Raw genomic sequence first — 11,936 nt, forward strand, 5'->3', positions numbered from 1 at the left:
CGGGTTCGAGTCCCGTCCGGACCGCCATTTTTTATCCTTGTACCCAGGTACAAGTTTATATAGATGTTAGATTTTTTATATTCAATGAGCTGTATCTTGAAAAGGATTTAGAGTTGGGAAAAAGATAAGCAGTTTTTATGTTAGAGAGATTAACTATATACGGCTCAGTAGCTCAGTTGGTAGAGCAAAGGACTGAAAATCCTTGTGTCGGCGGTTCGATTCCGTCCTGAGCCATCTTCAATTAAACGCCTATTATGGCGTTTTTTTATTTTTGATAAAGAATGTAATTGCATGATAGTAGCAATCAAGTTAAATCATTATTACTTACTTGTAATAATTGATACAGTTTTATTACAGTATAAAGTTTAATTCTGAAAGAATAGTATTATATGATAGAGTAGTGAAGGGGCAGAATGTTCTCTTTCTAATGGATAATACTAGTGCTTTAAGTAGCTGTTGAGGAAGCCTTCGGAATGAATTCGAAGGCCTTTTACGTGCAATGAATGAAAGACTTATTAGGCTTGTAATAATAGGAAAAAGATGATTTAAAGTGTTTTAAATGATACAGTATAATAAAGATATCTATGCTTAATAGGTCCTTTTGGGAGGGTGATTTAAAAAATGGATAAGAGAATTTTGGTCGTGGATGATGAAAAACCAATTGCAGATATATTACAATTTAATTTAAAGAAAGAAGGCTATGATGTTCATTGTGCGTATGATGGCAATGAGGCTCTAAAGATGGTAGAGGAGTTACAGCCCGATTTAATCCTGCTTGATATTATGCTTCCGCAACGCGATGGTATGGAGGTTTGTCGTGAAGTTAGAAAAACATCGGAGGTTCCGATTATTATGCTAACCGCTAAGGATTCTGAAATCGATAAAGTGCTGGGACTTGAACTTGGTGCAGATGATTATGTAACAAAGCCATTTAGTACCCGGGAAATAATTGCACGTGTAAAAGCAAACTTAAGACGCCAACAAGTCGTGGCAACGCCTGACCCTGAAGAGGAGACAAAAGAAATTATGGTTGGTACATTAGTTATCCATCCGGACGCTTATGTTGTATCAAAACGTGGTGAGATGATTGAATTAACACATCGTGAATTTGAGCTTCTTCATTATTTAGCAAAGCATATTGGACAAGTAATGACACGTGAGCATTTATTGCAAACGGTTTGGGGATACGACTATTTTGGTGATGTCCGTACAGTAGATGTAACAGTCCGACGTCTACGTGAGAAGATTGAAGACAATCCAAGTCATCCAAGTTGGATTGTAACAAGAAGAGGAGTAGGTTATTACTTGCGCAACCCTGAACAGGAGTAATCATTTATGAAAAAGGTCGGTTTTTTCCGCTCGATACATGTTAAATTGGTTCTAATTTATGTATTGCTTATTTTTGTAGCCATGCAGATTATTGGCGTGTATTTTGTTGGGAAATTAGAAGATAATCTTGTTAGTAATTTTAAAGATTCCATTAAAGGTCATATTAACTTGCTTACTTACAGTATTGGTGAGGAAATGATAAAAGAGCGAGGTGAAGATGACCCTACTTTGGAAGAAGCAATTAATACCATTTTGAAAGATAAAGATAACACATCAAAGGACATCTCTGAAGTACGAGTCATAGATATTCGCAGTAGTCGTGTGATTGGGACCTCTGATTCTGGAAATCAGGAAATTATCGGAAGGAAAACAACAGAGCTTACAGTGAAACAAACGCTAGGTATAGGGGAAGATGATGAAGGGATATATCGTGACCCGGAAACAGGAAGACGCGTTTGGGTGCTTTCAACACCAATTGAAGCAAACAGTGAAATTATTGGTGCTATTTACTTAATTGCAGATATGGAAAATGTTTTTGAACAAATGTCTGAAATTAATAATATATTCATTAAGGGAACCGCTATAGCCTTAGGTATTACTGCTCTCTTAGGAGTCTTACTTGCACGAACGATTACAAGGCCGATGGCAGATATGCAAAAGCAAGCTTTAGCAATGTCTAAAGGAAACTTTTCTCGAAAAGTTAAAATATATGGTGATGACGAAATTGGTCAATTAGCAGTGACATTTAATAATTTAACGAAAAAGCTACAAGAGTCGCAGTCGAGTACAGAAGGTGAACGACGCAAGTTATCGTCTGTTTTAGCCAATATGACAGATGGAGTTATTTCTACAGACCGACGCGGCCGCGTCAATTTAATCAATCAACCAGCTGCAAAGTTATTAAACGTTACACGTGAAACAGTATTAAATCAACCAATTATCGAATTACTCGGCTTGGAAGAGGAATATACATTTGATGATCTACTTGAACAAAGAGAATCCATCATTCTTGATTATAGTACGAAAAAAGAGGCTTATATTCTAAGGGCAAACCTTTCTGTTATTCAAAAGGAAACAGGGTTTGTTAATGGTTTAATTACGGTTTTACATGATATTACGGAGCAGGAAAAAATAGAAGAAGAACGCCGTGAATTTGTGGCGAATGTATCCCACGAGCTGCGTACTCCATTGACGACGATGCGGAGTTATTTAGAAGCGCTTGCTGATGGAGCCTGGGAGGATAAAGAACTTGCTCCCTCATTTTTGAATGTTACACAAAATGAAACAGAACGAATGATTCGACTTGTTAATGACTTACTTCAGCTTTCGAAGATGGATAGTAAAGATTATCGATTATCCAAAGGCTGGGTTAATTTTAATAAGTTTTATGATCACATCATTGATCGCTTTGAAATGACCAAAAATGATGATATTACATTTGTCCGTGATATTCCAAACGAAAATTATTATGTTGATATTGATGAAGATAAAATTACACAAGTACTCTATAATATTATTTCCAATTCGTTAAAGTATTCACCTGAAGGCGGGCAAGTTACCTTCCGTATAGGGACTATAGAGAGCTTTATTGTCGTTAGCGTTAGTGACCAAGGTGTAGGGATTCCGAAAAATGTAATTGATAAAATTTTTGACCGCTTTTATCGAGTGGATAAGGCAAGGTCACGAAATCTTGGTGGTACAGGCCTTGGTTTGGCTATTGCAAAAGAAATGGTAGTGGCCCATGGCGGTAGAATTTGGGCAGAAAGTATGGAAGGCAAAGGGACAACTGTATTTTTTACTCTTCCATATGAGCAAGATGAAGAGGATGAATGGTCATGAATTTAGAGCGTGCAAAAAGCATTGTGCTATTCCTATTGATTGCAATCAGCACCTATTTAACATGGAGCATCTGGACGTACAAACCTGAACTTGAAAAGATTGATCAAGGTCCATTCCTGGTGATTGACCGAGAAGAAAAAACAGCGGGCGATGTCATTAAACCAAGCAGCATTCTTATTCATCGGAATCAGATAAGTTACCAGATCTCTAGTCCTGCTGATTTAGAGAAGGCATCAGCGCAAATGAATAAGTGGAATTTGTATAATGCTAAAAAGCTTTCTACTCGTATGACAAAGAAAGAAATGGATGACTTTATGCATGAGGATGGAACAGTGGAAATTATATTTCCCGGTGATGTACCATTCCAATTGTATAAAAATGCTCTTGGTATGGTGAATAAAGAAGTGCCTACTTTTTCTTTTGATCGAATTTTATATAAGCAAAAAGATATACACAGCAAGGAAAGCATCCTATACTTTGTTTCTTCTCAAGAATTGAGTATTCTAGAAGCTTCAATTACGACGAAAAGGTTAAGTGCTTTCCATACTACTTTTTTTCAAAAAGCGAATACCTATCCAGAATATGTTCCACGTACTGTTAATAATCAGCACAAGGTGTTTGTTTCTAAAAATGAAATATCACTGCCTCGCTATAAATATTTAATTGATGATTTAAATATTAAAAATTTCAAGAATGCGTTATTTGCTGATCCAGTAAATGTTCGCCATGAAACAGTCGTGAGTGGTGATGAGTATACGGATAGTACGAGGTTGCTCTCAATCGATAAAACGACCCATATGCTTTCTTATATTAATACTAATACGTCTCAAAAGGTTGGGATGTTAAGCAGTCCAAGTGATTTACTCAAAAAAAGTATTGAGTTTGTTAATAATCATGCAGGCTGGAAAGAAAGTAATTATCGCTTTGCCCATCTGGACGAGAAGAATCAACGTGTAATCTTCCGTTTATATCATAATGGTTATCCTGTATTTAATCATTTAGGGATGTCTGAAATTGAGGAAATTTGGGGGAAGGATGAAATATATAGTTATCAACGTCCATATTTCACCTTTCAAGCTGCGGATCCTTTTGAACAATCTGTCGTGTCCCTGCCATCTGGAGAAGAAGTATTGGAACAATTGAAGAAGATGCGTAATTTTGATTACTTTAATTTAGAAGATATTACGATTGGATATAAACTATCGATGGCGCCTTTAGATGACAATCTTATGTTTCTAGAGCCTGCCTGGTATTATCGTTCTGGAAGCGATTGGTTAGCAGTTCCATTCGATGAGGCAGGGGGAGAAATAAATGGATTGGAGTAAGACGAAATCCATCTTTATCATGGTGTTTTTTATATTGAACATTTTTCTGCTCTATCAATATTTAGAGAAGAGAGATAATAATCAATATGAATTGATTACGGAAGCATCTATTGATGAAATGTTAAAAGGGGACGAAATCACATATGATCCGCTTCCGAAGTCAACAATGAAAGAGCAATTTTTAATCGCTCAGAGTAAAGTTTTTACCAAGGATGATACTAAAAAATTACCGAATCAACAGGTAAAAATGAATGATCCAACGAAGCTCGTTGGTATTTTTGATAAACCCTTGTCTATTAGTCAGGGCGTTCAATCAGCAGAATTAGAGCAGTTGTTAAAGGATTATATTTGGAACGGCAGTGACTATCAATACTGGAGCTATGATGAACAAAATAGCACCATTGTCTTTTACCAGCAATGGGATAAAAAAATGTTTTTTAATAATAGTAAGGGGAAAGTTACTTTATATTTGAATAAGAATCAGCAAGTGATTTCTTATGAACAAACTTACTTAGAGAAAATTGAAAAGTTTAAGAAGCCAAAAGAGCTAGTATCAGCTATTAAAGCGATTGAGACCCTATATATTAATGGTGATATTCAGCCAAAAAGCCATATTACGAAAGTAGAGCTGGGCTATTATAATTCTTTACAAACAACGTCTGCTACGCACTTGCTTGCTCCAACCTGGAGAGTAGTTATAAATGATAAATTAGACTTATTTGTTAATGCTTTTGATAAGAGTGTAATTGAGTTAAATACGGAAGAAAAAATATTGGAGTGAGTGTTCATATGGCGATGCATTTTAGTGTACTCGCAAGCGGAAGTACAGGAAATGCTTTTTTTATTGAGACAGAGAAGCATGCCTTCCTAGTTGATGCGGGACTGAGCGGCAAAGCAATGGAAGGGTTATTTAGTGAAATTGGACGAGATATGTCTAAGCTGACAGGCATTCTTGTTACTCATGAACATAGTGATCACATTAAAGGGTTAGGGGTAGTTGCTAGGAAATATAAGCTGCCGATTTATGCGAATGCAAAAACGTGGCAGGCGATGGAGCGTTCTATTGGTGAAATCTCAACGGAGCAAAAATTCCTATTTGAAATGGAACAGGTAAAAACATTTGGAGATTTAGATATTGAATCATTCGGTGTATCTCATGATGCAGCGGAACCCATGTTTTATGCGTTTCATCATGAAGGAAAGAAAGTAGTAATTATCACAGATACAGGCTATGTGAGCGACCGTATGAAAGGGATTATTTCGAATGCCGATGCGTATGTATTTGAGAGTAATCATGATGTATCTATGCTTCGAATGGGGAAATATCCATGGAGCATAAAACGGCGTATTTTAAGTGATGTTGGACATGTATCGAATGAGGATGCAGCCCTTGCGATGTATGATGTAGTCGGTGATAATACGAAAAGGATTTACTTAGCACATTTAAGTTTAGATAATAATATGAAAGATTTAGCACGAATGTCGGTTGAACAAACGTTAAAATCAAAAGGCGTTGTTGTTGGAGAACAATTTTCATTATTTGATACAGATCCAAAAAAACCGACTGAGCTCGTTACGCTATAAGGAATAAATAGGCAGCAACTACACATTAGTTGCTGCCTATTTGTATTGATTGTATAGGTACTTTTTTTAGATATTTTCTGCTGAAAGCGTATAATTAAGGATATACTAACCAAACACTAGTAATTGCAATTATTCATTTTAAAAAGAGAGGATGGAGAGGTTTTGGAATCAAATGAACCAAATTATGGGGAACGAACCCAACAGAAAAAGCCCAGTCGCTTTGGCTACTTTTTCTCTGGGTTAATTGGAGCAATTGTGGGAGCTCTAGTCATTTTATTCGTATTTCCGGAAGTAGGAATTCTTGAGGGGAATGAATCGAATAATAATGAGCAGTCTGAACATTCTGTAGTAGATAATAATCAAAGTGCAGTAACGAAGCAAAAGGTGGCCTTGGATGTCACAACTGCTGTAACGGATGCTGTTGATAAAGCCGGAGATGCTGTTGTTGGAATCACCAATATTCAAAAAACAGATTTTTGGGGAATGAGCGATCCAAATAATGATGGTCAATCAGCTGAGGCAGGCACTGGGTCAGGTGTTGTATATAAAAAAAGCGGAGATAAGGCATTTATTGTGACGAATAACCACGTAATCGAAAATGCTTCAGAGCTTGAAGTGACGTTGAGCGATGGGACAAAATTGCCGGCTACATTAATTGGGAGCGACCCTTGGACGGATTTAGCTGTTATTGTTGTTAAAGGTAATAAAGTAAAAACAATTGCCGAATTTGGGAGATCAGAATCATTAAGGCCAGGGGAGCCGGTCATTGCAATAGGAAACCCGCTTGGCTTACAATTTTCTGGTTCGATTACTCAAGGGATTATTTCAGGCTTAGAACGGACAATTGAAGTGGATATTAATGAAGATGGTCAAGTTGACTGGAATGCAGAAGTTATTCAAACTGATGCGGCGATTAATCCTGGTAACAGTGGAGGAGCATTAATCAATATGGCCGGACAAGTAATTGGAATTAACTCGATGAAAATTGCTGAAAATGCAGTTGAAGGTATAGGACTTTCTATTCCAATTGATTCTGTCATTCCAATTATTACAGACATTGAAGAATATGGTGAGGTAAAACGACCATACCTAGGTATTAACTTAGCATCAGTTGAAGAAATTTCTCAATATCATCAACAGAATACGTTGAAGCTACCATCAGATGTCAAATCAGGAGTTGCTATTACTGGTGTAGAAGCAGGATCACCTGCTGATAAAGCAGGGGTAAGAGAATTTGATGTAATTGTTGAAATGGATGGAGAGCCGATTCAAGATGTTGTAGCGTTGCGAAAATATTTATATAATGAAAAGCGCATTGGTGAAAAAGTGAAATTGGGCATTTATCGTGACGGTAAAAAACAAACGGCAACAGTCACATTATCAACAGCGGACCAACTAGAATAATAAAAGCGAAGCAGGGAGGACAGTTCTCCCTGCTTTTTTGTATAAAAGCTATTGTGATTACTTGCGCTTTTTCAGGAATTTGTTACGATAACTGTGGATAAAAAATAGGTTGAAATGAAAGGATATAGTTTGTGGATAAATAGTACGAGCAACTTATACACAAAAAGGAGAGTCGAAACGAATGGTACTATATTGTTGTCGAGAACATGTTGAAATGGCACTAGATGAAATTGTATATGAGTTTGAAACATCTCCTAACTTAACGAATATAGCAGAGGAAAAGCAATTATCAACAACCTGTGAATATTGTCGAAATAGCGCAATATATATGGTGGCGAACTAATATTCTTATACAAGATGTGGATGAGTGGTGTGGATATGTGGATAAGTTATGTGGATAACCTGTTCTTAACCTGTTTGTAAAGTGAGGATAAAAATGAATATAACGATTGTTACAGTTGGGAAGTTGAAAGAAAAATATTTAAAACAGGGGATTGATGAATATTTAAAACGATTAACAGCCTATGCCAAAGTCGATATTATTGAATTACCGGATGAGAAAGCTCCAGAAACATTAAGCGATGTAGAAATGCTTCAAATTAAAGAAAAAGAAGGAGAAAGGATCCTATCTAAGATTAACCCAGATGCACATGTTATTGCACTAGCAATTGAAGGAAAAATGAAAACATCAGAAGAATTAGCAGATACGATTGAAAAGCTAGGTACCTATGGTAAAAGCAAAGTAGCCTTTATTATTGGCGGATCACTCGGATTAAGTGCAGCAGTCATGAAGCGAGCGGATGAAGCGCTCTCCTTTTCCAAAATGACATTCCCGCATCAGCTCATGAGATTAATTTTGGTTGAGCAAGTGTACCGGGCGTTTCGGATTATGAGGGGGGAGCCGTATCATAAATAAGTGCGGTTTCTGTCCAATGTCATTAATATTGTAAAATAGATGAATAATTTCTCTTTTAGTGAACAGCGTGGTATGTAAATTAATACTACGCTGTTTTATTTATGAGTGACATTGAAAAATATGGTGAATCTACTTTTGAGCAATATAAGAATATAAATGAATATGAGCAAGAGTTCTGGTATGCAAGAGATATGCAACAAATCTTGCAATATAGAGAATGGTGAAATTTTTTTAAGGTGATTGAAAAAGCAAAGATAGCTTGTGATTCTAGTAATCAAAATGGTTCAACTCGGTTCTGGTGCAGAACGTGAAATAGAGGATATAGTACTTTCAAGATACGCTTGTTATTTAGTTGTTCAAAATGCAGGTGTTGAAACGCCTTTTGATTATGCTATATTTAAAAATTACGGATATAAAGGTTTATATGGTGGTTTAGGACAAAAAGAAATTCACGCTAAAAAAGGTTTGAAAAAGAGCCATAAGATTTTAGATCATATGAGAAGTAATGAAGCTGCAGCTAATTTATTCCGAGCAACTCAAACAGATGAAAAGTTACGAAGAGAAAATATTTCTACAAAATCTGAAGTGTAAGGGATTTCTAAAGGAATAAAAATTTCATCCTTTTTAAATCCTTTTTTGTTACTTGCATATATAATAAAAGTTATTAGATTGAAATTAGAAAGGTTTGTTGTCGGCGTGTTCTCTATAAATTATGAGGCGCTCTTTGAGCAGAATACAGATGCGATAATGATTGTGAATAAGGAAGGCTTTGTCGTTGAGGCTAACCAGGCTTTTTATGCTCTGGCACAGTTTGAACGCGAGGATTTTCGAAATAGAAGCTATGAGACTTTTTTTCAGTATGATCATGATGATGACGAGGTAACAGCATGGGATTAGCGTGCGCAATTAATCTGTAAAGACGGTAAGATCGTGCCGATACTAGTGCGAAAAGTCAGTGGAGACGATTGCTTTTTTGTTGTAATAAAAGATATGCGAGCACTCGATGCGATTGCCGAAAATTACTTACAAAGTGAGCTACGCTACCGAATAATTGCGGAACATATCCAAGATGTACTCATTTTAATGGATAAACATAAAAATTACTTATATGTTTCACCGTCCGCACAAGCTATGTTTCATTTTGACTATCGAAGTCTAAATAATCGTTCCGCGTTTTTTAATATTCACCCAGATTACGTAGAACACTTAGAGCTGAATTTTGAAACGGCTATGTTAGAGGGCATTTCATTTACAGTGAAGGTGAAGGCTTGGCATGAAGAAAAGCAATGGGTTTGGACAGAGCTTAAAGGACAGCCGATGTATGAGAACGGCAAATTTCAACATATGCTGCTCGTAGCACGTGATATTTCGTCGCAGCACAAATACGAAGAAAGGTTATTGCATGATGCGTATTCTGATGTGCTAACAAATTTGCCAAATCGAAGAAAGCTGAATGAACTGCTGAAAGAGGCAAAATCAGCATTGAAGGAACATCACTATTTTGCTGTAATGCTAATGGATATTGATAATTTTAAGCATATTAATGATTATTATGGCCATGAAATTGGTGATCATGTACTCGTCGAATACGGTAAGCGTGTGTCCGCAATTCTTGAGCAGAAGGGGATAGCTGGAAGATACGGGGGAGACGAGTTTGTGGTGTTGTTGCCTTATCAAATGCAACAAGAAGTAGAAGAAATAGCGAGGCGTATTGTTGCTGAGATGCAGCGACCTATTGAAATTCAGCAGACAACTCTTTCCATTACAACTAGTATTGGCGTTGCTCTTGTTGAGGAGGATGTGGCGATTCGTAAGATGCTGAAGTGTGCGGATGATGCCTTATATAAAGTAAAGGAACAAGGGAAAAATGATTTTTATATTGCCGATGTGCCGGGTTTGAAAACGACAAAGTAACAAATAAGACTGATTGCCGTAAACACTTCGTGATTTGTTCGGCTACCAGGCACACAAATAATATCAAGAACGTGATTCTAAACAGTATATTAATTACATATGAGGGTTTTACTCAAATCCAAAATTTTATCTGAAGTAATTACAGCAGTAAGAATTAATGCGATTAGAACTATTAAATAAACAGGAATCATAGATATCTTATCAATTGAATCAGGGCCATCTTTTCGAAATTCTGTGTTAATTCCTATATATGACCAATGAAGTCTTACTGGTGCAACATGTGGGAAAGATTGTTGTGCCGATGATGTGTAATTTCATAGTAATAATATATACTGAACCTAGACTTTTTTACTGAGTGTGGGAATAATTTAGCGATTTTATAAAGCTTATTCAGGATAATAGAATGATACAAAAAGGAGAACATATGAAAAGATGGATGTGGATGATACTATGTATCACCTTTTTGAGCGGATGTGGAGAAAAGGAAACGCAGGAACAAACTCCATTACCAGAAGGAGTTGCAGGTGTAAAATGGCTTCAAGATGATGATGGACGCGATTATAGATTGTTTTTAGGGGAAGATGGTACCGTTTCTTATTATAGTCCGACTGCTGGCAACCCATATCACGATTATGATTTGTGCAAGAGCTATACATACAATGCAGAAAGCCATGAATTTTCATTTGACACTAATTCATGCAAAATGAAGTTTGTCGACATCACTGAAGATGGTAAAACTCTTTTATTGCTTGTTGACGGTGACAAAATTGTATTTCATAGGGAAGGCTCCAATAAGTAATTGCAAAATAACGGAGTGTACTTGTGGAAACCAATCTTATTTTTTATGCGATATCTTCGTTTTTTTGTCTTCAATGGATAGGTTTAAATCGTCCATTAGAAAAGTGGGAACTTATAAAATGCAAAAAATCAGGTGAATTTCTCACCTGATTTTTTGCATTGTACAAATGAATTATGAAACAAAGACTGTTTTTTTTATTCTTTTCGATTCGACAAAAATAAGATTTAAAGCAATAGAAAGGTAAACGGCTATCGGAAAACTAATTGATGCATCTAAAAAGACGGAGAGTGGAATGACAATGATTCTAAAGGAAACAAAAACCCATGTGATGGCGTAGCTCCTTAGAATCCAATTTTTATGCGAGGGTATTTTTTTCTGGAATCCTCGAAGAACTCCCATAGCTGTTGTTCCAAGCCAAAAAGTATTCAACACGAGGAAGGCAATCATTGTTGATTGGCCACCTGTAGAAAAGAGGGAAATGTATGGAACCAATAATACATTAATAAAAATGGTAAACCCATAAATTTTTCCTAAGTTGCGATGTAGCTTTGGTTTTTTACGACTCACCTTAGTTAATTGAAATGGACTGATTGCCAGTGCAATCGTACCAAGTATAATATGAGGATAGAAAAAGGCTTCCCAAACGGTTAAATGAAAGTGTTCATCTTCCATTTTTCCTTTAACCATCGGTGCGTTTTTGGTCCCAATGACAAAAAATATTACAAATATATAAGCGCTGAATAGTAGAACATTGACTGCTCCCACAGCTGAAGCAGTGGGATTCCCACCCCAAAGCTCGTTAAATAGATTTTTCTTTCACAGAATC

Annotated in this window: 13 protein-coding genes and 1 tRNA gene; 13 read left to right on the plus strand and 1 reads right to left on the minus strand. The window is 36.4% G+C overall.

The annotated features are described in order from the left end of the window. Positions 1 to 161: 161 nt before the first annotated feature. The 13 genes from D1953_RS20550 (at position 162) to D1953_RS20610 (ending at position 11,110) form a co-directional block, all read left to right on the plus strand. Positions 162 to 234 (plus strand) — tRNA-Phe (locus tag D1953_RS20550). A gap of 387 nt (positions 235 to 621) precedes the next feature. Further along, the gene (gene yycF / locus D1953_RS20555; RefSeq protein WP_119119016.1) at positions 622 to 1,329 is read left to right on the plus strand and encodes a response regulator YycF; all 708 of its coding nucleotides are present in this window, start codon (positions 622 to 624) and stop codon (positions 1,327 to 1,329) included. Positions 1,330 to 1,335: 6 nt separating this feature from the next. Further along, positions 1,336 to 3,168 carry a cell wall metabolism sensor histidine kinase WalK gene (walK, locus tag D1953_RS20560; protein WP_119119017.1) on the plus strand — a complete coding sequence of 611 codons (1,833 nt, stop codon included), beginning with the start codon at positions 1,336 to 1,338 and terminating at the stop codon, positions 3,166 to 3,168. Continuing rightward, entirely contained in the window at positions 3,165 to 4,493 is a 1,329-nt protein-coding gene (locus tag D1953_RS20565; RefSeq protein ID WP_182480701.1) for a YycH family regulatory protein, read from the plus strand. The genes walK and D1953_RS20565 overlap by 4 nt, the downstream gene beginning before the upstream one ends. Further along, positions 4,480 to 5,274 carry a two-component system regulatory protein YycI gene (locus tag D1953_RS20570; RefSeq protein WP_119119019.1) on the plus strand — a complete coding sequence of 265 codons (795 nt, stop codon included), beginning with the start codon at positions 4,480 to 4,482 and terminating at the stop codon, positions 5,272 to 5,274. The genes D1953_RS20565 and D1953_RS20570 overlap by 14 nt, the downstream gene beginning before the upstream one ends. 8 nt (positions 5,275 to 5,282) lie before the next feature. Then, positions 5,283 to 6,077 carry an MBL fold metallo-hydrolase gene (locus D1953_RS20575; RefSeq protein WP_119119020.1) on the plus strand — a complete coding sequence of 265 codons (795 nt, stop codon included), beginning with the start codon at positions 5,283 to 5,285 and terminating at the stop codon, positions 6,075 to 6,077. Positions 6,078 to 6,239: 162 nt separating this feature from the next. Continuing rightward, positions 6,240 to 7,481, plus strand: coding sequence for a S1C family serine protease (locus D1953_RS20580; RefSeq protein WP_119119021.1), 1,242 nt, complete (start codon positions 6,240 to 6,242; stop codon positions 7,479 to 7,481). A 181-nt stretch (positions 7,482 to 7,662) separates the two neighbouring features. Continuing rightward, complete coding sequence (locus D1953_RS20585) at positions 7,663 to 7,824, plus strand: CxxH/CxxC protein (protein ID WP_119119022.1); 162 nt, start codon at positions 7,663 to 7,665, stop codon at positions 7,822 to 7,824. A gap of 93 nt (positions 7,825 to 7,917) precedes the next feature. Continuing rightward, complete coding sequence (gene rlmH / locus D1953_RS20590) at positions 7,918 to 8,397, plus strand: 23S rRNA (pseudouridine(1915)-N(3))-methyltransferase RlmH (RefSeq protein WP_119119023.1); 480 nt, start codon at positions 7,918 to 7,920, stop codon at positions 8,395 to 8,397. Between the two features lie 261 nt (positions 8,398 to 8,658). After that, positions 8,659 to 8,988, plus strand: a complete 330-nt coding sequence (locus D1953_RS20595) for a hypothetical protein (protein WP_182480702.1) — start codon at positions 8,659 to 8,661, stop codon at positions 8,986 to 8,988. Between the two features lie 78 nt (positions 8,989 to 9,066). Beyond that, positions 9,067 to 9,294, plus strand: coding sequence for a PAS domain-containing protein (locus tag D1953_RS20600; protein ID WP_142920467.1), 228 nt, complete (start codon positions 9,067 to 9,069; stop codon positions 9,292 to 9,294). Between the two features lie 33 nt (positions 9,295 to 9,327). After that, positions 9,328 to 10,311 (plus strand): sensor domain-containing diguanylate cyclase, encoded by a 984-nt coding sequence (locus D1953_RS20605; protein WP_142920468.1) that lies wholly within the window; start codon positions 9,328 to 9,330, stop codon positions 10,309 to 10,311. 424 nt (positions 10,312 to 10,735) lie between these two features. Then, positions 10,736 to 11,110 carry a hypothetical protein gene (locus D1953_RS20610; RefSeq protein ID WP_142920469.1) on the plus strand — a complete coding sequence of 125 codons (375 nt, stop codon included), beginning with the start codon at positions 10,736 to 10,738 and terminating at the stop codon, positions 11,108 to 11,110. A 171-nt stretch (positions 11,111 to 11,281) separates the two neighbouring features. On the opposite strand, the gene D1953_RS20615 is transcribed toward D1953_RS20610, so the two are convergent. After that, positions 11,282 to 11,797 (minus strand): DUF2306 domain-containing protein, encoded by a 516-nt coding sequence (locus D1953_RS20615; protein WP_142920470.1) that lies wholly within the window; start codon positions 11,795 to 11,797, stop codon positions 11,282 to 11,284. Positions 11,798 to 11,936: the final 139 nt, after the last annotated feature.

The sequence above is a fragment of the Peribacillus asahii genome (genome assembly GCF_003570725.1).
Lineage (GTDB): Bacteria > Bacillota > Bacilli > Bacillales > DSM-1321 > Peribacillus > Peribacillus asahii.